27 protein-coding genes and 1 pseudogene are annotated in these 25,955 nt (G+C 62.5%); 23 read left to right on the top strand and 5 right to left on the bottom strand.

Going from position 1 to position 25,955, the window contains the following annotated elements:
* Position 1: 1 nt before the first annotated feature.
* The gene (locus NKH89_RS06980) at positions 2–649 is read right to left on the bottom strand and encodes a thiamine phosphate synthase (protein ID WP_352908530.1); all 648 of its coding nucleotides are present in this window, start codon (positions 647–649) and stop codon (positions 2–4) included.
* A 176-nt stretch (positions 650–825) separates the two neighbouring features.
* A complete protein-coding gene (locus tag NKH89_RS06975) occupies positions 826–1,710 on the bottom strand; it encodes a DMT family transporter (protein ID WP_352908529.1) in 885 nt (294 codons plus the stop codon).
* Positions 1,711–1,843: 133 nt separating this feature from the next.
* Here NKH89_RS06975 and NKH89_RS06970 point away from each other — a divergent pair, with 133 nt between their 5' ends.
* The gene (locus NKH89_RS06970; protein ID WP_023719620.1) at positions 1,844–2,293 is read left to right on the top strand and encodes an Lrp/AsnC family transcriptional regulator; all 450 of its coding nucleotides are present in this window, start codon (positions 1,844–1,846) and stop codon (positions 2,291–2,293) included.
* 95 nt (positions 2,294–2,388) lie between these two features.
* Positions 2,389–3,159: a sulfite exporter TauE/SafE family protein gene (locus NKH89_RS06965; protein WP_352908528.1), complete on the top strand. Its 771-nt coding sequence runs from the start codon at positions 2,389–2,391 to the stop codon at positions 3,157–3,159.
* A gap of 40 nt (positions 3,160–3,199) precedes the next feature.
* Here the strand turns inward: NKH89_RS06965 and NKH89_RS06960 are convergent, their stop codons facing one another.
* Positions 3,200–3,751 carry a DUF2269 family protein gene (locus tag NKH89_RS06960; protein ID WP_352908527.1) on the bottom strand — a complete coding sequence of 184 codons (552 nt, stop codon included), beginning with the start codon at positions 3,749–3,751 and terminating at the stop codon, positions 3,200–3,202.
* Between the two features lie 578 nt (positions 3,752–4,329).
* Between NKH89_RS06960 and rcdA the strand changes: the two genes are divergently transcribed.
* From rcdA to NKH89_RS35785, 6 genes and pseudogenes are all read left to right on the top strand, one after another.
* The gene (rcdA, locus tag NKH89_RS06955) at positions 4,330–4,857 is read left to right on the top strand and encodes a protease adaptor protein RcdA (protein WP_023719617.1); all 528 of its coding nucleotides are present in this window, start codon (positions 4,330–4,332) and stop codon (positions 4,855–4,857) included.
* A 307-nt stretch (positions 4,858–5,164) separates the two neighbouring features.
* The gene (gene ruvC, locus NKH89_RS06950) at positions 5,165–5,677 is read left to right on the top strand and encodes a crossover junction endodeoxyribonuclease RuvC (protein WP_352480921.1); all 513 of its coding nucleotides are present in this window, start codon (positions 5,165–5,167) and stop codon (positions 5,675–5,677) included.
* A gap of 56 nt (positions 5,678–5,733) precedes the next feature.
* Positions 5,734–6,003, top strand: a complete 270-nt coding sequence (locus NKH89_RS06945; protein ID WP_023719615.1) for an AbrB/MazE/SpoVT family DNA-binding domain-containing protein — start codon at positions 5,734–5,736, stop codon at positions 6,001–6,003.
* Complete coding sequence (locus NKH89_RS06940; protein ID WP_023719614.1) at positions 5,981–6,403, top strand: type II toxin-antitoxin system VapC family toxin; 423 nt, start codon at positions 5,981–5,983, stop codon at positions 6,401–6,403. Before NKH89_RS06945 ends, NKH89_RS06940 begins: the two co-directional genes overlap by 23 nt.
* A 13-nt stretch (positions 6,404–6,416) precedes the next feature.
* Positions 6,417–7,037 (top strand): Holliday junction branch migration protein RuvA, encoded by a 621-nt coding sequence (gene ruvA, locus NKH89_RS06935; RefSeq protein WP_023719613.1) that lies wholly within the window; start codon positions 6,417–6,419, stop codon positions 7,035–7,037.
* 40 nt (positions 7,038–7,077) lie between these two features.
* A pseudogene (locus tag NKH89_RS35785) lies at positions 7,078–7,152 on the top strand (AbrB/MazE/SpoVT family DNA-binding domain-containing protein); the annotation flags it as partial.
* Positions 7,153–7,155: 3 nt separating this feature from the next.
* On the opposite strand, the gene NKH89_RS35780 reads toward NKH89_RS35785, so the two are convergent.
* Positions 7,156–7,410: a hypothetical protein gene (locus NKH89_RS35780; protein WP_348633225.1), complete on the bottom strand. Its 255-nt coding sequence runs from the start codon at positions 7,408–7,410 to the stop codon at positions 7,156–7,158.
* On the opposite strand from NKH89_RS35780, the gene ruvB reads away from it, so the two are divergent.
* The 11 genes from ruvB (at position 7,409) to ftsH (ending at position 19,004) form a co-directional block, all read left to right on the top strand.
* Positions 7,409–8,449 (top strand): Holliday junction branch migration DNA helicase RuvB, encoded by a 1,041-nt coding sequence (gene ruvB, locus NKH89_RS06925; RefSeq protein ID WP_352480920.1) that lies wholly within the window; start codon positions 7,409–7,411, stop codon positions 8,447–8,449. The two genes, NKH89_RS35780 and ruvB, sit on opposite strands and share 2 nt — an antisense overlap.
* Before the next feature lie 128 nt (positions 8,450–8,577).
* The gene (ybgC, locus tag NKH89_RS06920; RefSeq protein WP_023677998.1) at positions 8,578–9,048 is read left to right on the top strand and encodes a tol-pal system-associated acyl-CoA thioesterase; all 471 of its coding nucleotides are present in this window, start codon (positions 8,578–8,580) and stop codon (positions 9,046–9,048) included.
* A 296-nt stretch (positions 9,049–9,344) separates the two neighbouring features.
* Complete coding sequence (tolQ, locus tag NKH89_RS06915) at positions 9,345–10,055, top strand: protein TolQ (RefSeq protein WP_023677997.1); 711 nt, start codon at positions 9,345–9,347, stop codon at positions 10,053–10,055.
* Between the two features lie 9 nt (positions 10,056–10,064).
* Positions 10,065–10,523, top strand: a complete 459-nt coding sequence (gene tolR, locus NKH89_RS06910) for a protein TolR (protein ID WP_023677996.1) — start codon at positions 10,065–10,067, stop codon at positions 10,521–10,523.
* 7 nt (positions 10,524–10,530) lie between these two features.
* Entirely contained in the window at positions 10,531–11,688 is a 1,158-nt protein-coding gene (tolA, locus tag NKH89_RS06905) for a cell envelope integrity protein TolA (protein WP_352908526.1), read from the top strand.
* 67 nt (positions 11,689–11,755) lie between these two features.
* Positions 11,756–13,039, top strand: coding sequence for a Tol-Pal system beta propeller repeat protein TolB (gene tolB, locus NKH89_RS06900; RefSeq protein WP_502895839.1), 1,284 nt, complete (start codon positions 11,756–11,758; stop codon positions 13,037–13,039).
* Between the two features lie 44 nt (positions 13,040–13,083).
* Positions 13,084–13,461 carry a four helix bundle protein gene (locus NKH89_RS06895; protein WP_352480916.1) on the top strand — a complete coding sequence of 126 codons (378 nt, stop codon included), beginning with the start codon at positions 13,084–13,086 and terminating at the stop codon, positions 13,459–13,461.
* A 231-nt stretch (positions 13,462–13,692) separates the two neighbouring features.
* Positions 13,693–14,199, top strand: a complete 507-nt coding sequence (gene pal, locus NKH89_RS06890) for a peptidoglycan-associated lipoprotein Pal (protein ID WP_352480915.1) — start codon at positions 13,693–13,695, stop codon at positions 14,197–14,199.
* A gap of 187 nt (positions 14,200–14,386) precedes the next feature.
* Positions 14,387–15,496: a tol-pal system protein YbgF gene (gene ybgF, locus NKH89_RS06885; RefSeq protein ID WP_023719604.1), complete on the top strand. Its 1,110-nt coding sequence runs from the start codon at positions 14,387–14,389 to the stop codon at positions 15,494–15,496.
* 54 nt (positions 15,497–15,550) lie between these two features.
* Complete coding sequence (gene tilS, locus NKH89_RS06880) at positions 15,551–16,972, top strand: tRNA lysidine(34) synthetase TilS (protein ID WP_352494162.1); 1,422 nt, start codon at positions 15,551–15,553, stop codon at positions 16,970–16,972.
* Between the two features lie 106 nt (positions 16,973–17,078).
* Positions 17,079–19,004: an ATP-dependent zinc metalloprotease FtsH gene (ftsH, locus tag NKH89_RS06875; RefSeq protein ID WP_023677989.1), complete on the top strand. Its 1,926-nt coding sequence runs from the start codon at positions 17,079–17,081 to the stop codon at positions 19,002–19,004.
* A 596-nt stretch (positions 19,005–19,600) separates the two neighbouring features.
* Here the strand turns inward: ftsH and NKH89_RS06870 are convergent.
* Positions 19,601–20,266, bottom strand: a complete 666-nt coding sequence (locus NKH89_RS06870) for a hypothetical protein (protein WP_502896311.1) — start codon at positions 20,264–20,266, stop codon at positions 19,601–19,603.
* Between the two features lie 874 nt (positions 20,267–21,140).
* On the opposite strand from NKH89_RS06870, the gene glmM reads away from it, so the two are divergent.
* The 4 genes from glmM to NKH89_RS06850 all read left to right on the top strand — a co-directional run bounded on the left by glmM (position 21,141) and on the right by NKH89_RS06850 (position 25,910).
* Positions 21,141–22,493, top strand: a complete 1,353-nt coding sequence (gene glmM / locus NKH89_RS06865) for a phosphoglucosamine mutase (RefSeq protein ID WP_352494163.1) — start codon at positions 21,141–21,143, stop codon at positions 22,491–22,493.
* Positions 22,494–22,719: 226 nt separating this feature from the next.
* Entirely contained in the window at positions 22,720–23,562 is an 843-nt protein-coding gene (locus tag NKH89_RS06860) for an outer membrane protein (protein ID WP_352640148.1), read from the top strand.
* Positions 23,563–23,795: 233 nt separating this feature from the next.
* Positions 23,796–24,545, top strand: coding sequence for an outer membrane beta-barrel protein (locus NKH89_RS06855; RefSeq protein ID WP_352787890.1), 750 nt, complete (start codon positions 23,796–23,798; stop codon positions 24,543–24,545).
* Positions 24,546–24,734: 189 nt separating this feature from the next.
* The gene (locus NKH89_RS06850) at positions 24,735–25,910 is read left to right on the top strand and encodes a phosphoserine transaminase (RefSeq protein WP_023719598.1); all 1,176 of its coding nucleotides are present in this window, start codon (positions 24,735–24,737) and stop codon (positions 25,908–25,910) included.
* Positions 25,911–25,955: the final 45 nt, after the last annotated feature.

Genomic DNA, 25,955 nt, shown 5'->3' with positions numbered 1-25,955 from the left:
GTCAGTCCTCGAAGCGCGGTGCGGTTTCGTCGAGCAGCGCGTTGGCGGTGGCAACCGCCGTCTTCGGATCGACGTCGCCGGCGAAAACCGCGCTGGAAAGCGCCACGAATTCGGCACCGGTGCCGGCGACAGCTTCCACCGAGGCAAGATCGGATCCGGCCATGACGATGCAAGGGATCTGGATCACGTCCGCCCACCATTGCCCGAGCGACAGGTTGCGGGGATGCGGCTCCGGCTTGTTGTCGTAGCCGAAGCGACCGAAGAAAATATAATCGGGCCTGACCTCGCCAAGTTCCAGCGCGTCGTCGCGGGTCTTGGCGCCGCCGGTGCCGACCATCATCCTGGCCTGGAAGTGTTCGATCGTTTCGGCGAGCTCGTCCTTGCCGACCTCGACATGGATGCCGTCGGCCTGGACGCGGCCGGCGATGCGGGTGTCGCCAGCAATGATGACGGCAATGCCGGCCGCTTGCGCCACCGGCACGATCTGCTCGGCAAAGGCCTGGAAGGCGGCCTCGTCCATGCCGTTTTCCGGCAGGATCAGCGAGGCGACGTCACCGCCGTCGAAGGCTGCGGCGATGCGCTCGGCCGGCACGTTCGGCGGCGCGATCAACACGATACGGCAGCGGTTGGGGGGCGTTGCGTCATTCATTGGTGTTCGGTCCCGGTTATCGCCTATGCCGGGCGAAGATGGTTGCATTGCGGCATAGAGCAAAGTGCGGGGATTGAACAGGCGGCAGGGGGATCACGATTGCCGGCTAGATCTATCGGGGCTCGGCGCATGACTACCGTTGGCCGAAATTCTCCTCGCCTGGTCGCTTGCGGGCTCTACGCAGGCACTTTCGATTTCCAAAGCGACCAGCCGAGGTTCATGCCGGCGGCGGCGACCAGGATGGCGGCGGCGCCGGCGATCTGCGCCGGATGCAGCCGGTGGCCGAAGGCGACGACGTCGACGAGGATGGCGACGACTGGATAGATGAAGGACAGCGACCCCTGCAGATGCGTCGGCAGTTTCTGGATGGCGCCGTACATGAGGATGTACATCAGGCCGGTATGGACGATGCCGAGCGTCGCCAGCATGACCCAGCTCCGCGCATCGGCGGGAAGGTGGGTGAGATTGGCGAAAGGTGCCAGCATGAGAACGCCGACGCAGACCTGGATCAGGGCGATCAGGTGCGGCGGCGTGCCTTTGAGCTTCTTGGTGACGACAGCCGCAACGGCCCAGAAGAAAGCCGCGGCCAGCGCCATCGCAATGCCGGTAAAGTAATCCGTACCATGATCGCCTGCATCGGGCGCGGCATGCACGATCAGCAGCATGCCGGCGAAGGCGATGCCGAGCCAGGTCAGCTTGGTCACCGTCAGCCGTTCGGAGAAGAAGAGCGCGCCAAAACCGACCAGCATGAAGGGTTGCGTATTGTAGACAGCCGTGGCGATCGAGATCGACGCGCGGGAAAACGCGCTGAACAGCAGCAGCCAGTTGATAACGATGGCAGCACCGCCGAGAGCCGCGATCGCGACAATGCGAAGCGACAGCCTGCCGCGCAGCAGTCCCAGCGCCGTGCAGATAACCAGCAGCGTTACCGCACCGAAGGCGCAGCGCCAGAACACCACGTCCATGATGGGTTGGCCGGACAGGACGACGAACCAGCCGATCGTGCCGAGGATCGCCATCGCCGCAGTCATTTCGATCGTGCCGCGTACCGTGTTGTCCATGGATGCTCCCGAAACCCGTTGAGATTCTATAATCCCACGGCAGATATGGGCCTTTCCATGACTTGTAGCTGGTGATATGCAGAACGAACCTAATTTAATTAGGTAAACATCGGCTTTTTCTTGGAATTGTAAAATGCTGGACGAGCTCGATAGAAAGCTCCTCGATATCCTGGTCAGGGATTCACGGACCTCGCTGAAGGAACTGGCGCTGCAGGTCGGGTTGTCGTCGCCAAGCGTTTCGGAGCGGCTTCGGCGGCTTGAGGATCGCGGCGTCATTCGCGCATTCACCATCGACATCGATCCGCAGGCGCTCGGCTACGCCTTGCAGGCGATCGTTCGCATCCGGCCGTTGCCCGGTAAGCTGCACATCGTCCAGAAGCTGATCGAGGAAATCCCGGAATTCGGCGAATGCGACAAGGTGACGGGCGATGACTGCTTCGTCGCCCGGCTGTTCGTCCGCTCGATCGGCGAGCTCGACGGGATTCTCGACCGCATCGCCGACAAGGCCGAAACCAGCACCGCCATCATCAAGGCGCAGCCGATCCGGAGACGCCCGCCGCCGCTCGACATGCCAAATATGTGACGGGCTCCGGTGGCGTGGCCCACGTATTTGCGGTCGCGGTCTGGCCATTTCTGGTCTATTCCAGAGTTCAACTTTCCCTCCAGCCTCCTTTCCCCATGTCAGGCCTGCTCATCGATCCCTGGTTCTATGCCGCGGCCATGCCGGCCGTCATCCTCGTCGGCCTGTCGAAAGGCGGCTTCGGCGGCGCCGTCGGCTTTGTCGGCGTGCCATTGATGGCGCTGACCATGTCGCCGGTTCAGGCTGCCGCAATTCTTCTGCCAATTCTGTGCCTGATGGACATTGTCTCGGTGTGGACATGGTGGGGTATCTTCGACCGCAAGATGCTGGCCGACATGATGCCGGGTGCCGTGATCGGCATTGCCCTTGGCTGGCTGACGGCGGCACTTGTAACCGAAGAGATGGTCCGGCTGATCGTCGGCGCGGTCGCCCTGATCTTCGTGCTGCGCTGGCTCTATTTGCAACTCCGCCACGGTGCCGGCCACGCGGCGGAGCCCAACCGCGTTGCCGCCGGCTTCTGGGGTACCGTTGCCGGGTTCACCAGCTTCGTCGCCCATGTCGGCGGCCCGCCTTTTCAGGTCTATGCGTTGCCGATCAGGCTGGATCCGAAGGTGCTGTCCGGCACCGCGGCGATCTTCTTCGCCGTCACCAATGCACTGAAGCTCATCCCCTATTTCGCGCTCGGCCAGTTCGACACCACCAATTTGACCGCGTCGGCGGTGCTGATGCCGCTGGCGCCGCTGTCGACAATCGCCGGCGCCTGGCTGGTGCGGCGGATGCGGCCGGAGCTGTTCTATCCCTTCACCTATGCGACCGTGGCGGTCGTCGCGGTCAAGCTTCTGTGGGACGGCATCGCCGGCCTTCTGTAAGACGGCGGCCCCAGGCGGCCGCCGCCGGATTCCTTAAACCTCAGGCGGCACTCGGCAGCAGCGGCCGCGTCCTGCCAAGCGCGAGAGCAGCGCCGGTTGCCAGCACGAACGCCAGGCAGCCAAGAATGGTGATGTCGTGCAGTGTCGGCTTCAGCACCATGTCCGCGATGATCATCAGCATCACCGAATAGTCGAAGCGCGCGGCATTGAGGACGCGCTGGCCCTGGGCAAGCACCGCCGGCGTCACGCCATCCTTGGCGATCATGCCTGCCATGCGGTCGGCAGTCGGCTTGAAGACGAACATGCCGATGCAGAAGGTCGTCGCATAACCGGCAAGGCCGATCAGCACCCACAAATCGGAAAAGCCGACCCAGAAGCCGCACATGATGAGGCCGAAGAGCAATGTCAGCATCGACATCGGCGCGAAGAACCGGTTACCGAGCTCGCCAGTGGCGCGCATCGCCTGCAACATGCCTTCGACGTTTCCAGCGCGGTCGGCGCGTACCGCAAGCAGCATCAGGGTGAAGCCGCCGCCGACCCAGAGGATCGCCGAGACGATGTGCAGAAATTTAACGGCCGAGTACCAGTCCATTGTTCGCTCCTTGAGAAATTTTGATGATTGCCGGAGCGCAATTTTGCTCCGCCTCGTTGCGAGGAGCGGGCGTTTAGCGCGGCGCCTGTTTCGGAACGATGTCGCGCGGCGAGCGGATCTGTTTCGGTATGTCGGTCACGATCTGGAGGAACCGTGGCGCAAGCGCGTCGCCCCCACTTTCCAGCCGGTGGTGAGAGCGGCGGCTTAGCCGGCCATCTGTGCTGTTACGGCACAGATGCTGGGCGCTTGATCGAAAAATATGCCCTGCGTTAAGGCTTTGTTAAGCTTTACAGGCGTTTACTATGTCCATCCAGTGATCTGGATTCTTACCGAGTGGTTGGAGCCACTTTGTTTGACGCCTCCCTGTTAAACTCCTGAGAGCCGCCTTATCCGCGGCTCTTTTTTTGTTCGCCGGCATGGAGCCCCTTGGGCCAAATGCGGCCGTTAACCGTTTGTTAAACATGTGCTTGCCTTCGCCGGCAGCGAAGCGCATTTTCAAGCTTCAGTCGTTTAGGCTGCCGGATATGGCGGCCAAGAGCCGAATCGGCCGGCTGTCAGGCAAGTGCAGGGGCGCAGCGATGAACGAGCCTTCGAAGGCGAGCGCGAACACCATCAAGCTGGCGGAGCGCCGGGTTTTCTCCCAATCCTTCAAGCCGCTCTATCAGGAAGGCATGGGCTTGGTCGAGCAGGCGGCCGAATATCTCGACGGCAAGGGCCGCGCCGAGGCCAAGAAGCTGTCGAGGCTGGCGGCGACGCTTTATGCGGCCGAGTCGATGCGGCTGACCACCAGGCTGATGCAGGTCGCCTCGTGGCTGCTTTTGCAGCGGGCGGCGAATTCCGGCGAGATGACCCGCGATCAGGTGGCTTCCGAAAAATCCAAGGTGCGTCTCGACACCGCCTCCGCGCATGACGAGGCGCCCGGCTGGGCCGAGCTGCCGACGGATTTCGTCGACCTCGTCAACCGCTCGCTGCGCCTGCAGGCGCTGGTGCGCCGCATGGACGAGGAGATCTATGGCGGCCTCGCCGAGGTGCCTCAGTCGAGCCGTCGCCTCAATCCGGTCTCCGACCAGATCACGTTGCTCAACACGGCTTTCGCCCGCGGCTGAGAGACCGTTTGGAAACTCTACTCCAGCGGCCATCTGGCGGCGTTTTCTCCGCTTACCTGCAGCGCCGCGTCCTTTTGGACGCGCAAAGGACGCTGCAGCACTTTGATTGCGCATGATCCCCTCGGGATCACGCGTGGGCTCACGGACCCAAATGTCCGCTGCGCTCCGGTTCTCGAAACCACCACCATATGACTCGCCGGAGCGACCTTTCGAAACGGTCTCAGAGGCTTTGTGGACATCACGAGCCCCGTTTCTGGTTTGTTCACATTTCGCTGGCATCGCTGCCCGCCGAAGGTAGACTTGGCGGATGGGGGAAGCGATTCGCATCATCGGCATCGATCCGGGGCTTAGGCGCACCGGCTGGGGCATCGTCGAAAGCCTTGGCAATTCGCTGCGCTTCGTCGCTTCCGGCACAGTACGGTCCGACGACAAGGCGGCGCTGGCGGTGCGTCTTTGCCAATTGCATGACGGGCTTGCCGAGATCCTGCATGCCACGATGCCGCACGAGGCGGCGGTGGAGCAGACCTTCGTCAACAAGGATGCCGCGGCGACGCTGAAACTCGGCCAGGCACGCGGCATCGCCATGCTGGTGCCGGCGCGCGCCGGCCTTGCCGTTGCCGAATATGCGCCCAACGCCGTCAAGAAGGCGGTGATCGGTGTCGGCCATGGCGACAAGAAGCAGATCCATATGATGGTCAAGGTGCTGATGCCGAAGGCGACTTTCGACACCGACGACGCCGCCGATGCGCTGGCCATCGCCATCTGTCACGCGCATCACAGGCAGAGCATCGCCTACAGGATGGCGATGCTGGCCGAATAAGTTTGTTCTTGACTTGTTCTCCAGTGAACAATAAGTAATACCAACGAGGTATTACCATGCGCGTTACCACCAAGGGCCAAGTGACCATCCCGAAGGAAATACGGGATCATCTGGGTATCGGCCCGGGCTCGGAGGTGGAGTTCGTCCCCACCGAGGACGGTGCTCGTGTCATTGCGGTCGACGAAAACATGTCGAAGGAGGAAGCCTCGCGCAGATTCAGCCAGATGCTCGGCCGTATGGCTGGTACGCTGGATCTGGGGGGCATGACGGCGGACGAATATGTGGAATGGCTGAGGGGCCCGCGTGAAGACCTCGACATTGATTGACACAAACGTCCTGATCGACGTTTGGGGTCCTGCCGGACGGGAGACGAAATGGTCGGCATCAGCAATTACCGCATGCCGGCGCGACGGCGCACTCGTAATCAATGCAATCGTCTGGTCCGAACTCGCGCCGTTGATCGCGACCGAACAGGCCCTTCGCCAAGCAGTCGACATGCTCAAGATGGATCGCGAATTCCTGCCGTGGGAAGCGGCCTTCCTTGCTGGTGTCACGCACTCCCGCTATCGCCGCGCCGGCGGCCTCCGCGAACGAACGCTGCCGGATTTCTTTATTGGAGCCCATGCGGTTGTCGCTGGGCATCGCCTGCTGACGCGCGATGCCGCGCGCTATCGCAGCTATTTCCCGGACCTCGATATCATCTCTCCGGAAACCCACCCGGCATGATCGGCAAGCTCAAATGATCGGCAAGCTAAAAGGCACGCTGGACGAGATCGACGAGGATTTCTGCATCGTCGACGTGCATGGCGTCGGCTATGTCGCCTATTGCTCGGCGCGCACGCTTGCCGCATTGCCGCCGCCCGGCGAGGCGGTGATATTGTTCATCGAGACCTATGTGCGCGAGGATATGCTGCGGCTCTATGGGTTCCAGTCGGTGCTGGAGCGCGAATGGTTCCGGTTGTTGATGAACAATGTGCAGGGCGTCGGCGCCAAGGTGGCGCTGGCAATCCTGTCGACGCTGGCGCCGGCCGACCTCGCCAATGCGATTGCGTTGCGCGATATCGCCATGGTCAGCCGCGCGCCGGGCGTCGGCAAGAAGGTGGCGGAGCGCATCGTCACCGAGTTGAAGAACAAGGCGCCGGCCTATGCAGGTGCTGCCTCCGGCACCATCGGCCTGAAGCAGGAGCTCGGCGAAGGCGTTGCTTCGGCGCCGATCACCGACGCAGTCTCGGCGCTGGTCAATCTCGGCTATTCTCGCGACACTGCCGCCAACGCAGTGGCGGCGGCGTTGAAGACGGCCGGCGAGGAAGCGGACGCGTCGAAGCTGATCCGCTTCGGGCTGAAGGAGCTGGCACGGTGAGATGTTGCCCGACAAATAAATTCCGACTAGGAACAAGAGCATGGTCGGATATGCGGGCTTGACCTCCAGGGGGCAGCTTACGATTCCAAAGAAAGTCCGGAACGAGTTGTCGCTCAAGTCAGGCGATACTGTTGCCTGGACGGTCGTGGATGGTCTCCTGATAGGAACGCCGCGCAATCTCGAATTTGCCGACCTCGCTGGATTTCTGGGTGATCCACCTAACGGGCCCGCTACGCTGGAACAGATCGACGCGGTGGTAAGGGATGCAGTGGGCCGCCAGGTTGTTGGCGAGCAGCAAGACGCCGAACGAGAGGGTGCCGGGTGACGTTAATCCGTGTCGATACGAACTTTTTCCTTCGAGCGGTATGCGCATGAGCCTTTCGCCACGCCTCATTGCTCCCGACAGACGCGGCGAGGACGCCGAGCAGACCTTGCGGCCGCAGACGCTCGGCGACTTCGTCGGCCAGGCGGCGGTGCGAGCCAATCTCAAAGTGTTCATCGAGGCCGCCAAGGGCCGCAGCGAAGCGCTCGACCATGTGCTGTTCGTCGGCCCGCCCGGCCTCGGCAAAACGACGCTGGCGCAGATCATGGCGCGCGAGCTCGGCGTCAATTTCCGCTCGACCTCGGGTCCGGTTATCGCCAAGGCCGGCGATCTCGCGGCGCTGCTCACCAACCTCGAAGACCGCGACGTGCTGTTCATCGACGAGATCCACCGGCTCAACCCGGCGGTCGAGGAAATCCTCTATCCGGCGATGGAGGATTTCCAGCTCGACCTGATCATCGGCGAGGGGCCGGCGGCGCGCTCGATCAAGATCGACCTGGCCCGCTTCACGCTTGTCGCCGCCACCACCCGGCTCGGCCTGTTGACCAACCCGCTGCGCGACCGCTTCGGCATTCCGGTGCGGCTCAATTTCTACTCGGTCGAGGAACTCGAGCAGATCGTGCGGCGTGGCGCCCGCATCCTTGCCATGCCGCTCGGCGACGACGGTGCCTTGGAGATCGCCCGGAGGGCGCGCGGCACGCCGCGCATCGCCGGCCGGCTGTTGCGCCGGGTGCGCGACTTCGCCAGCGTTGCCGGCGACGGCCATGTCGACCGCAAGATCGCCGACGAGGCGCTGACGCGGCTGGAGGTCGACGGGCTCGGCCTCGACGCGCTCGACCGCCGTTATCTGTCGATGATCGCCCGGAATTTCGGCGGCGGGCCGGTCGGCATCGAGACCATCGCGGCCGGGCTTTCCGAGCCACGCGATGCCATCGAGGACATCATCGAACCCTTTCTGATCCAGCAAGGCTTCATCATGCGTACCCCGCGCGGCCGCGTGCTGGCGGCCAATGCCTGGCGGCATCTCGGCCTCGACGCGCCAAAGGACCTGGCGCAGCAGCAGATCAGCCTGTTCCAGGAAGAACCCTAAGTTCCGCTGCTTATGGCTTCGGTGCTGGCAGTTCCCCGGCCCAGCCCTCCAGGTCTTGATCATCGCCGGTCTATGCGCAAAACAGGTGTTGCTTGAAACAGGGCCTGTCGGGCCAAAAGGACAGCGCAATGGACGATCACGGTGAATCGGCATTGTCCGCCGGGCTTTCCGGCGCGCTGACGGAATTCGGCCATCGACTGATGGCGCGGGTCTATTATGCAGACACCGATTTTTCCGGCGTCGTCTACCACGCGCGCTATCTCGAATTCTTCGAGCGCGGCCGTTCCGACTATCTGCGGCTGGCCGGCGTCCACCACACCGAGCTTGCCGACGGCAAGCATGGCGAGAAAATAGTCTGGGTGGTGCGGCGCATGGAGATCGATTTCCGCGGTTCGGCCCGCATGGATGACATCCTGACCATCGATACGCGCACCGACGAGATTTCCGGCGCCCGCATCGTCATGGCGCAGCAATTGAAGCGCGGCAGCGAAGTGCTGGTCGAGGCGCGTGTCGAAGCGGCGATCGTCGGCGAGAACGGGCGGCCGCGGCGCTTTCCCAAGGACTGGATCGCAGCCTTCATGCCCAGAACGCGCAAATAAAGGTTCAGAGGCGGACGATCCCGGAGCTCCCGGTCCAGGCCAGAATCGCGAGGCGGCCTATCAGGGCGCGGCAATGCGCCGCGCTGTACGTCCTAACCCATCCTTAACCATAACGGTCCATGAAGGGATTGGTTAAGATTGGGAGAATCCAAGCGCCTTCCTTTCACCAATATTTGCCCCGAAAAGGCCGCCAACGGTGCATTTGGGGTTATTCCGCAAGCCTAACGCGAACGGACCACAAGGGATGCCCATGGGCCAGCCGCCAGCCACGCCCGGAAAATCTTTAAGGACGTAACATGGAAAACATCGCTCTCGCCGAACCGGGCGCGCATTTATCGATTTGGGCCTTGTTCATGCAGGCCGGTTGGGTGGTCAAGCTGGTCATGATCGGGCTGCTTGGTGCCTCGATCTGGACCTGGGCGATCATCGTCGACAAGCTCGTCGCCTATGCCCGCATGCGGCTGGCGCTCAACCGCTTCGAACAGGTGTTCTGGTCGGGGCAGTCGCTGGAAGAGCTTTACCGCACGCTCGCCGACCGCAAGACGACCGGCATGAGCGCGATCTTCGTCGCCGCCATGCGCGAATGGAAGAAGAGCTTCGAGAAAGGCGCGAAATCGCCACTCGGCCTGCAGACCCGCATCGACAAAGCGATGGATCTGGCGCTGACCCGCGAGATGGAAAAGCTTGAAGGGCGGCTCGGCTTTCTCGCCACCACCGGCTCGGCGGCGCCCTTCATCGGCCTGTTTGGCACGGTTATCGGCATCATGACCTCGTTCCAGGCGATCGCCGCCTCGAAGAACACCAGCCTATCGGTGGTCGCGCCCGGCATCGCCGAAGCGCTGCTGGCGACGGCCATCGGCCTGCTCGCCGCAATCCCGGCCGTCATCGCCTACAACAAGCTGTCGTCCGACGCGAGCAAGATCGCGGTGCGCATGGAAGGGTTCGCGGATGAGTTCTCCGCCATACTCTCGCGCCAAATCGATGAAAAAGTCGCGCAGAAGGCTTGAGGAACGATCATGGGAATGTCTGTAGGCGCGGGTGGCGGAGGGCGCGGTGGTCGAGGCCACAGGCGGCGCGGCCGCCATCACGCGATGATATCGGAAATCAATGTCACGCCGATGGTCGACGTGATGCTGGTGCTGCTGATCATCTTCATGGTCGCCGCACCCATGTTGACGGTCGGCGTGCCGGTCACCCTGCCGGAGACGAAGGCCAAGGCGATGAACGCCGATACCCAGCCGATTACGATTACGATCGACGGCACAGGCAAGATCTTCGTGCAGGAGACCGAAATCCCGCAGGAGGAGCTGATCGCCAAGCTGAAGGCGATTTCTAAGACCGGCTACGAAGAGCGCATTTACGTCAAGGGCGACAAGACCACCAATTATGGCGACGCGATGGTGGTGATGGGTCTCATCCAGGACGCAGGCTACAAGAACCTCGGCCTGATTACACTGCCGAAACAGGATCAATAAACGCGAGATGAGGACCGGCCTCACCACATCGGTGATTTTGCATACGGTGGCGATCGCCTTTGGGCTGTTCACCCTGTCGGCGCCGGCTGCGCTTCCGTCGTCCGATGTCGAGTCGGTCGCAGTGGACATTGTGCCGATGGAGGCCGTCTCGCAGGTTTTGCAGGGCGACAAGAAAGCCGTGATGCACGAAAAGCCGGCGCCGCTGCCGACACAGCGTCCCGACATCGTTCCCGACGCCCAGAAAGTCGGCGATAACAGCGTCGACACCGACAAGCCCCCGACACCTGAGCCCAAGCCCCAGCCAGTCGACATGACGGCGGCTCCGCCACCCGCGCCGACGCCAGTCGAAAAGCCCAAGCCCGAGGACGTGCCGAAGCCGAAGGAAGAGCCGAAGCCAATTCCCGCTACGGAGGTGGCGCCGGTGCCGCAGCCGAAGGAAGAGGTCAAGCCCGAACCTGTCAAGCAGACCGAGCCCAAGCCGACGCCGGCCAAGGAGCCGACGCCCACACCGCCGCAGGACAAGACTGCCGCGATCGATCCGCAGCCCGAGGTCAAGCCGGATGCCGTCGCCGAGGCGATTGCCAAGCAACCGCCAACCGAGGAGGCGCAGCTTCCGGACTCGGCGCCAGCACCCGAGGCTCGGCCGAAGCCGCAGCCGGCCCAGGCCGAAAGCGCCAAGGCGCCCGAGCGCAAGGATGCCGACAAGCCGGTCCAGGAAGCCTCGTCCAGGCCGAAATCTGAAGACAAGCAGTTCAACGCCGACGAGATTTCGGCTCTGCTCGACAAGCGGAAGCCGTCCGGCGGCGGCGCCAAGCGCTCGACCCAGCAAGCATCGCTCGGCGGCGACAAGGATCAGGGCCAGAAGCTTTCGAAATCGGAGCAGGGGGCATTGGAGGCCCAGCTTAGTAATTGCTGGACCCTGCCGGTAGGGCTCGAGGGTTCGGAGAATTTCGTGGCTGTGATCCAGTTCAACCTGGACGCCTCCGGCAAGCTGGATGGCCGGCCTACTGTCGAAAAATCGAGCGGAAACCGCCCGTTTGACGAAAGTGCAGTGCGCGCGGTTCAGAAATGCGACATGGCCGGCCTGCAGGTTCCGGCGGGCAAGCAAGACATCTGGTCCGACGTTCGGGTCACTTTCGACCCCAGGGAGATGCTCGGCCTTTAGGCCCGGCTCCCACAGAATCAGCGAAGAGAAGCGAGAAGACATGAAATCCATCCTCAAGCCGCTCCTGATGATCGTAGCGATGGCGCTGGGCATGACTGCCGCCGCCACCTTGCCGGCGCGGGCGCTCGTTGAGCTCAACGTCAACAAGGGTAATGTCGAGCCGTTGCCGATCGCCATCACCGATTTCCAGGGTGGCGATGCACTCGGCGCCGAGATTTCCGGCATCGTCAGTGCCGACCTGAAACGCTCCGGCCTGTTCGCGCCGATCGACAAAAGCGCTTTCATCGAAAAGATCTCGAACCCGGATGCCACGCCGCGCTTCGAGGACTGGAAGGTGATCAATGCGCAGGCGCTGGTCACCGGCAGTGTCGGCAAGGAGGCTGACGGCCGTGTCCGCGCCCAGTACCGGCTGTGGGACACCTTTGCCGGCCAGCAGATGTCGGGCGAACAGTTCTTCGCCAACGACGCCAATACCAGGCGCGTCGCCCACATCATCGCCGACGCCATCTACGAACGGCTGACCGGCGAGAAGGGCTATTTCGACACCCGCGTCGTCTTCATCGACGAGTCCGGCGCCAAGAATGCGCGTAAGAAGCGGCTTGCCATCATGGACCAGGACGGCGCCAACGTCCGCTATCTCTCGAACGGCAAGTCGATCGTGCTGACGCCGCGCTTCTCGCCGAACCGGCAGGAAATCACCTATATGTCCTACGAGAGCGGTCAGCCGCGGGTGTACCTGCTGCAGATCGAGACGGGGCAGCGCGAGCTGGTCGGCAATTTCCCCGGCATGACGTTTGCGCCGCGCTTTTCGCCGGATGGCCAGAAGGTAATAATGAGCCTTCTGCGCGACGACGGAAATTCCAACATCTTCGCCATGGACCTGAGAAGCCGCTCGACGACCAGGCTCACCAATTCGACCGCCATCGATACCTCGCCATCCTACTCGCCTGACGGCAGCAAGGTGGTGTTCACGTCGGACCGCGGCGGCCGCGCGCAGATCTATGTGATGGGCGCCGACGGCTCGGGCCAGACCCGCATCTCGTTCGGCGACGGCGTCTATTCGACGCCGGTGTGGTCGCCGCGCGGCGATCTCATCGCCTTCACCAAGCAGACCGGCGGCGAATTCCAGATCGGCGTCATGCGCACCGACGGTTCGGGTGAGCGCATCCTGTCCACCGGCTTTCAGCAGGAAGGGCCGACCTGGGCGCCCAACGGCCGGGTGCTGATGTTCTTCCGCGATTCCAATGGTGGACCAAAACTTGTTTCGGTCGATCTCACCGGCCGCAACGAACAGTCGATCCCGACGGCGAACTTCGCCTCGGATCCGGCTTGGTCGCCGCTGCTCGAATAGAGGAACTGAGGAATTGACGAACTGACGAGTTGAAGAACTGAAGAATGGAGAAGCCAGGGGCCTACATCGAGCACGCGAGGGATTTGGAAGTCTATAAGCGCGCCTATGCGGTTTCCCTTGGGGTACACAGAGCCACGCTTGCTTTTCCGAAAATGGAGCAATACGCGCTCGCCGATCAACTACGTCGTTCCAGCAAGGCGATCTGCGCCAATTTGGCTGAGGGTTTTGCCAAACAGACCCGCTCCAAGCCCGAATTCGCACGCTTCATTTCGATGGCCATAGGGTCATGCAGTGAAGTGGAGACGTGGATTTCGTATGCGTTCGACCTCGAGTATATCACACAGGTGCAACGCGACGACTGGTTGCAATCCTATGCCCGCATCTACGGAATGCTGGTCAATCTCAGAGAGAAGCTGAGGTGATCTCTTTCCTCAATTCCTCAACTCTTCAATTCTTCAATTCCCTCTTTTTCATGTTTTGGCCGCATTTCCGCCTACGGTCCGCGCTCATTGTCGCCCTTGAGTAGCCCTCGGCAGAACGGTTGTGGACGGCAGCCGAAACCAAATTTTAACCGTGTTTCTTGAGCGCCGGTTAACCCAAACGTGGTTACTGGACGATCAATGAAATCACTCGAATTGCGAAGGAGAGGCGGCATGGGCCGTATCGCAGCACTTACCACAAACCCGGTCATGATCGCGCTGGTCGCGATGCTCGCGATCACCGGTTGCGCCTCGAAGAAGACGCCAAACAGCGCCGCCGATCTCGGCCTCAACGGCGCTGGTGCGGCAACGCCCGGGTCAGCCCAGGACTTTACCGTCAACATCGGCGACCGCATCTTCTTCGACACCGATTCGTCGTCGATCCGCGCCGATGCGCAGACGACGCTGGCGCGCCAGGCACAGTGGCTGAACCAGTACAAGCAGTATGCCATCGTCATCGAAGGCCATGCCGACGAGCGCGGCACGCGCGAATACAATCTGGCGCTCGGCGCCCGCCGTGCTGCCGCCACCCGCGACTTCCTGGTCGCGAAGGGCGTTTCGGCGCAGCGCCTGAAGACCATTTCCTATGGCAAGGAGCGTCCGGTCGCGGTTTGCGACGACATCTCCTGCTGGTCGCAGAACCGCCGCGCCGTAACCACCCTGGGCGGCGCCGGCTCCTGATCGGCATAAATGCAACACTTGGTGCGAAAGGCGGCCAAAGGGCCGCCTTTTTCATATCTGCCCGCTCCAAACAAAATTTGGCCGAAGTCTCACGTCCTGTTAAGAGCCGAGAGCGTCTGGCTAGTCCCAGTTGGCTGGTCTACTTCGAGTGAGAGGCGCGCAACAACGGTTTCACGGCGAGAGGCACATGCATTTCAGATCGGTCTTGAGCGGCACGCTTGCGCTGCTGCTCGTATCAAGTATCGCGGCACTTGCTGACGGGGCAAGCGGCACCGAGCAGTCATCGGAAAGCGGCTTTTCCTTCCATCTGCCGACGATCAAACTGCCCGGCATTTTCGGTGAAAAGAAAAAGCCGGATCAGGTTCAACTCGCGCAACAGGATGGCACCGGCACTCCGGCGCTGGAGGAACAGCTCCGGCAGATGAACGGCAAGATCGAGGAACTCAACTTCCAGGTCCTGCAGATGCAGGAGCAGATCCGCAAGCAGCAGGAAGACAACGAATTCCGCTTCCAGCAGTTGGAAGGCGGTCCGCAAGGCGCGCAGCAGCCGGCCGAGCAGAAGAAGTCCGAGGCGGCGCCCAACAGCGACAACCCCAACGGCGACAGTAACGTGGCGGAGGCGCCTGCAACGCAGGCTCCGGCCGCTGCCGACACGCCGCCAGCCGGCGACAAGAGCGTCGAGGACGTCATCGTCGAATCGCCCAACGGCGATCCCGGCAAGCTGATCCCCGGCGCGCCGCCCAAGACGTTCGGCACCATCACCGTCGACAAAAACGGCAATGTCGTCGAAGCCGATGGCAATGCGCAGGCGAACGCGCCGGAGCAGAATACGGCCCCAGCCAACGGCGCCAACGCAGCCGGCAACAAGGCCGGCAAATCCGACGATACGGTGGTCGCGGCACTCCCCTCGACCAACGACCCGGAGGAGCTTTACCGCAACTCTTACCAGTTCATCCTGTCGGGCGACTACAGCACCGCCGAACAGGGCTTCCGCGACCATATCGCTCGGTTTCCCCGGGACGCCAAAGCGGCGGACGCGCATTACTGGCTCGGTGAATCGCTGCTCGGCCAGCAGAAATACCGCGATGCGGCCGAGACTTTCCTCGCAGCCAGCAAGGACTATCCCAAGGCCAAGAAAGCGCCAGACATGCTGCTGAAGCTCGGCGTCTCACTGGTCGGGCTGAAGCAGCGCGACGTGGCCTGTGCCACCTTCAGCGAGATCGGCAAGCGCTACCCCGATATTTCCGGCGCGCTCAAGGAGCGGGTCAAGCAGGAAAGGGCACTCGCGGCGTGCTAGTTTTTCTGTTGCACGTCGTTGCCCCAAAACCGGGCCCACTTTTGGGCGACATGCATGACGCTCGACACCGAGCCTGATCTTTCGGATTTTTCGCGGATCGACTTTTCCAACGGCGCTGTTGTGGCCGTGTCCGGCGGCAGCGACTCGACCGCCCTTCTCCTCCTCCTCAAAGCCCATCTCGACCGTACCGCACCGGCAACGAAATTGCTGGCGGTGACGATCGATCACCAATTGCGGCCGCAAGCGGCAGCGGAAGCGCAAGCCGTGGCCAGGCTGTGCGCGGCGCGCGGCATTGCCCATCGCATCGTCGTCTGGTCGGGGCACAAACCAGCGACCGGCCTGCCCGCCGCCGCGCGCGAAGCCCGATACCGGCTGCTCGCCGAGGCCGCCGAAGCGGCAGGCGTCGGGCTGATCCTGACCGGCCACACCGCCGACGACCAGGCCGAGACCGTGCTGATGCGGCAAGCGCGTGACGAGGTGCCAAGTGAGGAGAGGCCGCGGGGCCTTGCCGGCATGGCGCCGGCAACCCTCTACGACTGGCGGTACTGGATCGTGCGGCCGCTGCTCGGCGTGCGGCGTGCGGCGCTGCGCGAATTCCTCCGGCGCGAACAGGTCGCTTGGGTCGAGGACCCGACCAATGCCGACACTGCTTTCGAGCGCCCGCGCGTCCGCGCAGCACTTGTTGAAGGCGACGATGCGCTTCGCATGGCTGAAACGATGGCGCTGGCCAGAAAGGCGGCGGTCGAGCGTGAGCAGTTAGGACAGCGCGCGGCCATGCTGATCCGCGGCTTGGCCTCCAGGCCGGCCGCCGGCCTCGTCCGCCTCGATCAGGATTTTGCGACGGTCGCCGACCGCCGGGCGGCTATTTATGCGCTGCGCATCCTGCTGGCGGCGACCGGCGGTACCGCCTTCCTTCCCGACCAGGCCCGCGGCGAAGCCCTTTTCGGCCGGCTCCGGGCCGGGCCGCTTTGTGCCACATTGTCGCGGAGCGTGGTCGATGCCCGGCGTACCGGCATCTTTCTGCATCGTGAGTTGCGCGATCTGCCGCCCGCTGTTGCGGTTTCCGACAATGCCCTTTGGGACGGCCGCAGACGGATCACATTGAGCGACAGTTCAGGTGCATTGTTGATCGCGCCGCTGTTGGTTGCCCCGCTCGGGGTGGCTCTTGCCGCAAAGCGGGCAATTGCCGGGCATGGCACGCCGGCAAGCCTTGTGCGTGCCGCCTTGGCCGCCGAACCAGCGCTATGGCGGGATGGCGAGTGCCTTGGTCTGCCTGGGCAAGGCCCGGGTTTGCCTGAGGAAAGCCCGATGCCGGCGGCGGTCGCCGCATATCCGGCAGTCGCGCCCTTCGCCCGTTTCCTGCCGTCCTTCGATCTGGCGCCGGCCGATGCCGTCGCCGCGTTGCTTGGCGCGGCGCCGGTTCCAGCCGCGCCATTCGGCGGCCACAGTGCCGGCCTACCACGGGCGAAAGCTTAACCGAGACCTGCTGTTATGCTTGGCAAGGGGAGACGCTCTCCCTATGTTAGGGCCAAGTTTCCTCTCACGACGTGCGTCCGCCCAGCGGGCGCCAACGGGACAATTGATGAATCCAAATTATCGCAACCTCGCGCTCTGGGCGATCATAGCGGTCCTGCTCATCGCTCTCTTCAATCTTTTCCAGACGCCGCAGACGCGTGGAGCCTCGAGCGATGTCCCCTATTCGCAGTTCCTACAGGAGGTCGCGGCGGGACGGATCAAGTCGGTGACCATCGCCGGCGCCCGTATCTCCGGCAACTACACGGACAGCTCCAACGGCTTCCAGACCTATTCGCCTGGGGACCCGTCGCTGGTTTCGCGGTTGCAGGACAAGAACGTCACCATTAATGCGCGTCCTGAATCCGACGGCTCCAATTCGCTGTTCGGCACCCTGATCTCCTGGCTGCCGATGATCCTCATCCTCGGCGTCTGGATATTCTTCATGCGCCAGATGCAGTCCGGTTCCGGCCGCGCCATGGGCTTCGGCAAGTCGAAGGCGAAGCTGTTGACCGAAGCGCATGGCCGCGTCACCTTCCAGGACGTCGCCGGCGTCGACGAAGCCAAGGAAGATCTAGAAGAGATCGTCGAGTTCCTGCGCGACCCGCAGAAATTCCAGCGGCTCGGCGGCAAGATCCCGCGCGGCGTGCTGCTCGTCGGTCCTCCCGGAACCGGCAAGACGCTGCTCGCCCGCTCGGTCGCCGGTGAAGCCAACGTGCCGTTCTTCACCATTTCCGGCTCGGACTTCGTCGAGATGTTCGTCGGCGTCGGCGCAAGCCGCGTCCGCGACATGTTCGACCAGGCCAAGAAGAACGCCCCTTGCATCATCTTCATCGACGAAATCGACGCCGTCGGCCGCCATCGCGGTGCCGGCCTCGGCGGCGGCAATGACGAGCGCGAGCAGACGCTGAACCAGCTGCTGGTCGAGATGGATGGCTTCGAATCCAACGAAAGCATCATCCTGATCGCCGCCACCAACCGGCCCGACGTGCTCGATCCGGCGCTGCTCAGGCCGGGCCGCTTCGATCGCCAGGTGGTGGTGCCGAATCCCGACATCGTCGGCCGCGAGAAGATCCTGAAGGTGCATGTGCGCAACGTGCCGCTGGCGCCCAATGTCGACCTCAAGGTGATCGCACGCGGCACGCCGGGCTTTTCCGGCGCCGACCTGATGAACCTGGTCAACGAGTCCGCCCTGATGGCGGCGCGGCGCAACAAACGCCTCGTCACCATGGCCGAATTCGAGGACGCCAAGGACAAGATCATGATGGGCGCCGAGCGCCGCTCGTCGGCGATGACGCAGGCTGAGAAGGAGCTGACAGCCTATCACGAGGCCGGCCACGCCATCCTGGCGCTCAATGTGCCGTCGGCCGATCCGCTGCACAAGGCGACCATCATCCCGCGCGGCCGGGCACTCGGCATGGTCATGCAGCTGCCGGAAGGCGACCGCTATTCGATGAGCTACAAATACATGATCTCGCGCCTCGCCATCATGATGGGCGGCCGTGTCGCCGAGGAGTTCAAGTTCGGCAAGGAGAACATCACCTCAGGCGCCTCTTCCGATATCGAGCAGGCGACCAAGCTGGCGCGCGCCATGGTGACGCGCTGGGGCTTCTCCGACAAGCTCGGCCATGTCGCCTATGGCGACAACCAGGAGGAGGTGTTCCTCGGCCATTCGGTGGCGCGCACGCAGAATATCTCGGAAGAGACGGCGCAGATCATCGACGCCGAAGTGCGCCGGCTGATCGACGAGGCCTATTCGACGGCAAGGTCCATCCTGACCAAGAAGAAGAAGGAATGGATCGCGCTGGCGCAAGGCCTGCTCGAATACGAGACGCTGTCCGGCGAGGAGATCAAGCAGCTGATCGCCGGCAATAAGCCCGCACGCGACCTCGGCGACGACACACCGCCGAGCCGCGGCTCGGCCGTGCCGAAGTCCGGCCGCCGCAAGAAGGGCCCCGAGCCCGAAGGCGGTATGGAACCCCAGCCGTCAAGCTAGGCTCCGGCCCAGGAGAGATCGACTTCGAAACGCCGCGGCTCTGACCGCGGCGTTTTTCTTTGGGGAATGCGACCCTTCCTGCATCGCTGGAAATTGGCGAAAGTGACGATGACGGCCAATCTCCCCCCTCGCGGGGGAGATGTCCGGCAGGACAGAGAGGGGCGCGAAGGAACGCGGCCTTCTATCGTCCTCGTTGACGACTTCGGGAAGATCGACAAGGCGCGCCGGTGAAGGAAATTCGCAGTTTTTTGCCGACGGCGCCACATTTTGTTCTTGCTTTGTGCCGGCAGCTATGCTACTAATTTGCGTATGGTGCCAATTGGCTCCAACGACCCGCCCGCCGAGGCGGGTTTTTTGTTTCAGGCTCCTTCGACCAAACGTGGCGCGTGCTGCCGACCATCGATGTCGGCGGGACAGCGCCCCTCTCTGTCCTGCCGGGTCCTGCCGGACATCTCCCCCACGAGGGGGGAGATCGCTAGAGCGGCGGCCGACTGCGCGCGGATGCCGCCTCTTCGGAACGCGCGGCAGCATGCAGCAACAAAAAAGCCCGCGAACCTTGCGGCTCGCGGGCTCATGTCGTCGGATGATGGCGCTGGTCAGCTCTTCAGCTTGGCGTTGCAGAGGCTGTAGAAGCCGCCGCCCTTCTGGATCCACCTGAGGCCGCCCAGCGTGTTGGCGTCCTTGTTGGCGTAATACAGGTCGAGGCAGGTGTGCATGCGGCCCTTGGCCGGGGTCTCGGTAGCGTATTTCTTGGAGATCGCCGTCGGGAATTTCACGCCCTGGGGGGCGGTGATGGTCGGCGCTTGCGGATCGCCGGTGTACTTCGCATCGGGAGCCGGCAGGGTGTCGTCGTCGTCGGCTGCGCCGGCGCCGCATTGGCTCTTGCGGAAGTCGTTCCACTTCATGCCGTTCAAAGTATTGCCGGACTTGGCGGCCTGATATTTGGCGCTGCAATCAGCCATGCTGAGGCCTTTGCCGGTATCGGTCGCGGCAGCTGTCGTCGCCTTGGCAGGTGCCGCGGCAGGTTGTGCCGCTGCAGTTGCGCCGGCGGCGCATTCACTCTTGCGGAAATCGTTCCATTTCATGCCGTTGAGCGTGCCGGCAGCCTTGGCGGCCTGGTATTTGGTGCTGCATTCCTTGGCCGTCAGGCCCGGCGCAGCGTCGTCGGCGGTGGCTGCCGCAGCCTTGGTCGTGGCGGCGGGTTGTGCGGCTGCCGTCGCGTCGGCGGCGCACTGGGTCTTGCGGAAATCGTTCCACTTCATGCCGTTCAGCGTGCCGGCGGCTTTTGCCGCCTGGTACTTGGTGCTGCACTCCTTCGCCGTCAGCCCAGGCGCCGCATCGTCGCCGGCGGCTGCCTTGGTGGTGTCGGCGGCCTTGGCCGTGGCTTTGGCTGGGGCGGGATCGGTCGTAGCGGCGGTGGCATCGGTGCCGCATTGGGCCTTGCGGAACTGGTTCCAGTTCTGCCCGCCAAGCGTTCCCGCATCCTTGGCCGCGTTATACTTGGTGCTGCACTCGGCCATGGTCAGCGCATTGGCAGGCGCCGCCAGGAATAAGGTCGCGACGGCAAGGCCCGTCAAAGTGGCAAGTCGATGGATGAGCATGCGTTTTCTCCCTATGGCGGTTCATGATATGTCCCAGTGCAGCAATAGCGCTCAACGGCTGGTTGCGCCAGATGCTAAGTAGCGTAGAGACAATTTAGAAGTGCATTCTTTTCTTTAAGGTGATGAATTCGTTGCCGGGACTGTTTCCCAGCCAAGTTCGTCCGGGTGCATTGCACGGAGAGCGCGCATATGGCTCGTTCCCAGCGAGTACACTGCGTCGCATGACAGCCAGTCAAATCGGCGGGTGCGACGGACCTGAGCCTATCTCTGTCTGAAGCAGCGCGATGCGGATTCGGGTTCAAGGCCACACTGTCACAAACCAAAGGATCCAGATGAGGTTTGAGGTTGACGTTTCTGATGCTGCTGCCGCAACAAGGGCTCGAAACTTGAAAATCAACACATTAGCGTGACGCAAAACACACAAGACAACAATTTTCTAAGGATTGGTCGTCCATAATCATACAATGTGATGACAGAGCTCGGCCGATTTTATGGCATGAGATGCTCGGAAAGAACCATCGGGAAGCTGGCTAGCATGGCAGGACATTATTTCGGTACGGACGGTATTCGTGGGCGCGCCAACAAGTTTCCAATGACGGCGGAGGTCGCCATGAGGGTCGGCATGGCCGCCGGCCTCTCGTTCCAGCGCGGCAGCCACCGCCACCGCGTCGTGCTCGGCAAGGATACCAGGCTTTCCGGCTACATGATCGAGAACGCGATGGTGTCGGGCCTGTGCGCCGCCGGCATGGATGTCTTCCTGCTCGGCCCGATCCCGACGCCAGCGGTTGCAATGCTGGTGCGCTCGCTGCGCGCTGATATAGGGGTGATGATCTCTGCCTCGCACAACCCCTATTACGACAATGGCATCAAGCTGTTCGGCCCCGATGGCTACAAGCTGTCCGATGAGATCGAGGAGCGTATCGAGGGGATGCTCGACAAGGATATCGAACTGGCGCTTGCCGATTCTGATGGGCTCGGCCGCGCCAAACGCGTCGACGGCGTGCATGACCGCTATATTGAATTCGCCAAGCGCACGCTGCCGCGCTCGATGTCGCTGTCGGGCCTGCGCATCGTCGTCGATTGCGCCAATGGCGCCGCCTACAAGGTGGCGCCCGACGCGCTATGGGAACTCGGCGCCGAGGTCGTTGCCATCAATGTCGAGCCCAACGGCTTCAACATCAACAAGGAATGCGGCTCGACCCATCCGGCCGGCCTGCAAAAGAAGGTGCACGAGGTGCGCGCCGATATCGGCATAGCGCTCGACGGCGATGCCGACCGCGTCGTCATTGTCGACGAGAACGGCGCGATCGTCGATGGCGACCAGATCATGGCGCTGATCGCCGAATCCTGGCACCAGAGCGGGCGGCTGGCCGGCGGCGGGGTCGTCTCGACGGTGATGTCCAATCTCGGCCTCGAACGCTTCCTCGGCGACATGAACCTGCAGTTGCATCGCACCAAGGTCGGCGACCGCTATGTCGTCGAGCACATGCGTGCCCATGGGCTCAATGTCGGCGGCGAACAGTCGGGCCACATCGTGCTGTCCGATTTCTCGACCACCGGCGACGGCCTCGTCTCGGCGCTCCAGGTGCTCGCCTGCATCAAGCGGCAGAACCGGCCGGTCAGCGAATTGTCGAAGAAGTTCGAGCCGGTGCCGCAGCTGTTGAAGAACGTGCATATTTCCGGCGGCAAGCCGCTGGAGGAGGCGCCGGTCAAGGCAGCGATCGAAGATGCGCGCCATCGCCTCGGCAAGGCCGGGCGCTTGGTCATCCGGCCATCCGGCACGGAGCCGCTCATCCGTGTCATGGCGGAGGGCGACGACCCGCAGCTTGTCGAGTCCGTGGTCAACGACATCGTCGAGGTCATTTCGGAAACGCGCAGCGCCGCCTGATCTCCCTCCAATATCAGTTCAAAAAGCCCGCCTTGCCGGCGGGCTTTTTGTTGGATCGCCTGTCAGTCCTGCAACAGCAACGGCCGCCAGAATCCTCGGATTTTAGAGATTCGTGGTTAATCGACACGGTTAAACGCCTTTTAACCTTTCCGATTCATTATCCACAACTGAGGTCAATCATATTTCGGGCGCGTTCGCCGTTCGAGGGTTCTCAGGGGTGATAAGCATGTTCAACACAGCAAGAATGGCTCTCCTGGCCGCGCTGTTTGCCGGCGTCGGGCCGGCATTCGCCGCCGATTTCGTCGAGCCGCCGGTGGTCGAGGAGGCGCCGCCACCGATCGCCTACGAGCCGCCGGCCGAGTATGGCGGCTGGTATATCCGCGGCGATATCGACTATCACTGGTCGAAGTTTCGCGGTGGCGACTATATCACCTACGGTGTAGCGCCCCAGAATCCCGGCAAGTTCGATACAGGCAAGCTGGATGGCGCCTTCTCGGCCGGCGCCGGTGTTGGTTACCAGATCGACGAGCATTTCCGTACCGATCTCACCTTGGACTGGATGAGCAAATCCAAATTCCGCGGCTCGACCAACGGCTTCTGCGGCGTATTACAAACCCCTTGCACATCCGTCGACACCTCGTCCTATTCGGCGCTGCTGCTCTTGGCCAACGCCTATGTCGATATCGGCACCTGGCATGGCGTCACACCTTATGTCGGAGCGGGCATCGGCGGCGCCTGGGTCAAGTGGGATGAACTGCACAACGTCGATGACGACGGCGAGTTCGAGCATCATGGCGGTAAGGGCTGGCGTTTTGCATATGCTGCGATGGCGGGCGCATCCTACTGCCTGACCGACCGCGTAAAGCTCGATGTCGGCTACCGCTTCAGCCACATCAACGGCGGCAAGATGTTCGAATATGCTTCGGATAGCAATGTCGGCCCAGGTTATGACCGAGGCATCAACGTGCACGAAGTGCGCGGCGGCCTGCGCTACCAGTTCGGCAGGTCGGACTGTGCTCCGCCCCCGGAGCCCTATGTTCCGGAACCCGAGCCCGTCTACACCAAGTAGTCGCTTCGAAATCGAAGAATTCGTCGACCGCCCGGCTTCTGCCGGGCGGTTTCGTTTGGCTGCCTAAAGATGCTGCGTTGCTCTGTAATACCGTCCAGCTCGAGGAGCGAAAACGGATCAAATCAATTGCTAACGCCTTGTTATCCTTAACCCGCACTTAACCACTATGGTTAACAATGCTCTCTGAAACGGCGCGCGCGATCGCGAATGCGCCAAGTCGGGAGCCGGGGACCATGACATTCAAATCGCCTGTAGTGCTGGCGCTTGCAGCAGTCGTCCTGATGCCGCTCACGCCGGCGCTTGGCGCCGATTACGATCCGCCGGTCTATGTCGACCAGGCGCCCGACTATGTACCGGTCGAGGTTGGCTCGGGATGGTATCTGCGCGGCGATGTCTCCTATCTGGTGCAGAAGAGCTTCAAGGATGAGGATTTCGCCTTCACGCCCGCGAGCTTCGACGAAAAGGAAGATCCCATCTTCGCCAGCATAGGCTTTGGCTACCATTTCAACGACTATCTGCGGGCCGATCTCAATGTCGGCTATCTTCCCGGCAACAAGATCGACGTCGGCTATAACGACGGAACGACGGTGGCATCGGCGACCCTGAAGAACTATGCCTTCTCAGGCATATTCAATGGCTATGTCGACCTTGGCACCTATGTCGGAATCACACCTTATCTCGGCGCTGGTATCGGTGTCGTCCAGAGCAAGCGTCGCCTCTCGGCGAGCTACTTCATCGACAACGCCAACCCCGCCGACGATTTCGTCCTGCGTGACGACAAGACCCAATACTCCTTCGCCTACACGCTGAATGCCGGCCTTGCCTACCAAGTGTCCAAGAACGTCTCAGTCGATCTGGGCTATCAGTATTTTTCCGCGCCAGACGCCGAATATGTGACTGCGGAGAGCCTGACTTCTTTTCCGATCCGCAAAGGAATCAACAATCATCAAGTCAAAGTCGGACTACGCTACGACCTCTGGTAGGCTCGATCGAAGCCGAGGCGTTAACAATGGCGGGTCGTAGGCTCGCCGTTCGCATTTTTGCCCCGGGCGCTGGCAATATCCTGACAGCGACAAAAACTTTCCCCTTGACGCCGAAAGCCTGAACGCATATCGCCGTTCGTGGGCCACCCCTCCCCAACGAGGGGCCACTATCTGGAAGGATAGACCACGATGACGACGCATACGAAGCCCGGATTCCGTCCGGCAAATCCCAATTTTTCCTCAGGTCCCTGTGCAAAACGCCCCGGCTGGTCGGTCGAGGCGCTCAAAAATGCCGCGCTCGGGCGCTCGCACCGTGCCAAGATCGGCAAGACCAAGCTCGAACAAGCGATCGAGCTGACGCGGGAAATCCTCCAGGTTCCGGCAGACTATCGCATCGGCATCGTGCCGGCCTCGGACACCGGCGCGGTCGAAATGGCGCTGTGGTCGCTGCTCGGCGAACGCGGCGTCGACATGGTCGCCTGGGAGAGCTTCGGCTCCGGCTGGGTCACCGATGTGGTCAAGCAGCTGAGGCTTGCCGATGTGCGCAGGTTAGAGGCCGACTACGGGGCACTGCCCGACCTGACCAAAATAGACTTCGACCGCGACGTGGTCTTCACCTGGAACGGCACGACGTCGGGCGTGCGCGTGCCGAACGGCGATTTCATCCCGGCCACCCGCAAGGGCCTGACCATTTGCGACGCCACTTCGGCGGCCTTTGCGCAAAAGCTCGATTTTCAGAAACTCGACGTCGTCACCTTCTCCTGGCAGAAGGTGCTGGGCGGTGAGGGCGCGCATGGCATGCTGATCCTCAGCCCGCGCGCCGTCGAACGCCTGGAAAGCTACAAGCCGGCCTGGCCACTGCCGAAGATCTTCCGCCTCACTTCCGGCGGTAAGCTGATCGAGGGCATCTTCAAGGGCGAGACTATCAACACGCCGTCGATGCTGTGCGTCGAGGACTATCTCGATGCGCTGCATTGGGCGAAGTCGATCGGCGGCCTCGATGCGCTGATCGCCCGTGCCGACGCCAATGCCGCCGTGCTCGATGGCTTTGTCCGGAAATCTTCCTGGCTCGGCCATCTTGCAGCCGACCCGGCGACGCGCTCGAACACATCGGTATGCCTTTCCTTCACCGATCCGGATGTCGCGGCACTCGACGCCGACGGACAGGCCGCGTTCGCCAAGGCAATTGTCTCGGTGCTCGACAAGGAAGGCGTCGCCTATGACATCGGCGCCTATCGCGACGCACCGCCCGGCCTGCGCATCTGGTGCGGCGCGACGGTCGAGGCCTCCGACCTCGAGGCGCTGCTGCCTTGGCTGGACTGGGCCTTTGCCGCGCAAAAGGCGTCGCTCAAAGCGGCGGCCTGATCCCTCCCCCTCGAGGGGAGGGTGGCCCGAAGGGCCGGGTGGGGT

Origin of the sequence: Mesorhizobium sp. M0923, from assembly GCF_040319365.1 — a bacterium.
Lineage (GTDB): Bacteria > Pseudomonadota > Alphaproteobacteria > Rhizobiales > Rhizobiaceae > Mesorhizobium.
The sequence above is the reverse complement of the archived record's forward strand: the minus strand, read 5'-3'. Positions and strand labels throughout refer to the sequence as shown.

What these genes read in the sequence shown, in the direction of transcription:
- ftsH (WP_023677989.1), top strand. Translation starts at nt 17,079, where the DNA reads ATGAATCCAAATTATCGCAACCTCGCGCTCTGGGCGATCATAGCGGTC.
- tolR (WP_023677996.1), top strand. Translation starts at nt 10,065, where the DNA reads ATGGGAATGTCTGTAGGCGCGGGTGGCGGAGGGCGCGGTGGTCGAGGC.
- ybgC (WP_023677998.1), top strand. Translation starts at nt 8,578, where the DNA reads ATGGACGATCACGGTGAATCGGCATTGTCCGCCGGGCTTTCCGGCGCG.
- NKH89_RS06965 (WP_352908528.1), top strand. Translation starts at nt 2,389, where the DNA reads ATGTCAGGCCTGCTCATCGATCCCTGGTTCTATGCCGCGGCCATGCCG.
- NKH89_RS06970 (WP_023719620.1), top strand. Translation starts at nt 1,844, where the DNA reads ATGCTGGACGAGCTCGATAGAAAGCTCCTCGATATCCTGGTCAGGGAT.
- ruvB (WP_352480920.1), top strand. Translation starts at nt 7,409, where the DNA reads ATGAGCCTTTCGCCACGCCTCATTGCTCCCGACAGACGCGGCGAGGAC.
- NKH89_RS06945 (WP_023719615.1), top strand. Translation starts at nt 5,734, where the DNA reads ATGCGCGTTACCACCAAGGGCCAAGTGACCATCCCGAAGGAAATACGG.
- NKH89_RS06860 (WP_352640148.1), top strand. Translation starts at nt 22,720, where the DNA reads ATGTTCAACACAGCAAGAATGGCTCTCCTGGCCGCGCTGTTTGCCGGC.
- tolQ (WP_023677997.1), top strand. Translation starts at nt 9,345, where the DNA reads ATGGAAAACATCGCTCTCGCCGAACCGGGCGCGCATTTATCGATTTGG.
- NKH89_RS06975 (WP_352908529.1), bottom strand. Translation starts at nt 1,710, where the DNA reads ATGGACAACACGGTACGCGGCACGATCGAAATGACTGCGGCGATGGCG.
- NKH89_RS06870 (WP_502896311.1), bottom strand. Translation starts at nt 20,266, where the DNA reads ATGAAGTGGAACGATTTCCGCAAGACCCAGTGCGCCGCCGACGCGACG.
- pal (WP_352480915.1), top strand. Translation starts at nt 13,693, where the DNA reads ATGGGCCGTATCGCAGCACTTACCACAAACCCGGTCATGATCGCGCTG.
- NKH89_RS06980 (WP_352908530.1), bottom strand. Translation starts at nt 649, where the DNA reads ATGAATGACGCAACGCCCCCCAACCGCTGCCGTATCGTGTTGATCGCG.
- glmM (WP_352494163.1), top strand. Translation starts at nt 21,141, where the DNA reads ATGGCAGGACATTATTTCGGTACGGACGGTATTCGTGGGCGCGCCAAC.
- ybgF (WP_023719604.1), top strand. Translation starts at nt 14,387, where the DNA reads ATGCATTTCAGATCGGTCTTGAGCGGCACGCTTGCGCTGCTGCTCGTA.
- ruvA (WP_023719613.1), top strand. Translation starts at nt 6,417, where the DNA reads ATGATCGGCAAGCTAAAAGGCACGCTGGACGAGATCGACGAGGATTTC.
- NKH89_RS06855 (WP_352787890.1), top strand. Translation starts at nt 23,796, where the DNA reads ATGACATTCAAATCGCCTGTAGTGCTGGCGCTTGCAGCAGTCGTCCTG.
- rcdA (WP_023719617.1), top strand. Translation starts at nt 4,330, where the DNA reads ATGAACGAGCCTTCGAAGGCGAGCGCGAACACCATCAAGCTGGCGGAG.
- NKH89_RS06895 (WP_352480916.1), top strand. Translation starts at nt 13,084, where the DNA reads ATGGAGAAGCCAGGGGCCTACATCGAGCACGCGAGGGATTTGGAAGTC.
- tolB (WP_502895839.1), top strand. Translation starts at nt 11,756, where the DNA reads ATGATCGTAGCGATGGCGCTGGGCATGACTGCCGCCGCCACCTTGCCG.
- ruvC (WP_352480921.1), top strand. Translation starts at nt 5,165, where the DNA reads ATGGGGGAAGCGATTCGCATCATCGGCATCGATCCGGGGCTTAGGCGC.
- NKH89_RS06960 (WP_352908527.1), bottom strand. Translation starts at nt 3,751, where the DNA reads ATGGACTGGTACTCGGCCGTTAAATTTCTGCACATCGTCTCGGCGATC.
- NKH89_RS35780 (WP_348633225.1), bottom strand. Translation starts at nt 7,410, where the DNA reads ATGCGCATACCGCTCGAAGGAAAAAGTTCGTATCGACACGGATTAACG.
- tilS (WP_352494162.1), top strand. Translation starts at nt 15,551, where the DNA reads ATGACGCTCGACACCGAGCCTGATCTTTCGGATTTTTCGCGGATCGAC.
- tolA (WP_352908526.1), top strand. Translation starts at nt 10,531, where the DNA reads ATGAGGACCGGCCTCACCACATCGGTGATTTTGCATACGGTGGCGATC.
- NKH89_RS06850 (WP_023719598.1), top strand. Translation starts at nt 24,735, where the DNA reads ATGACGACGCATACGAAGCCCGGATTCCGTCCGGCAAATCCCAATTTT.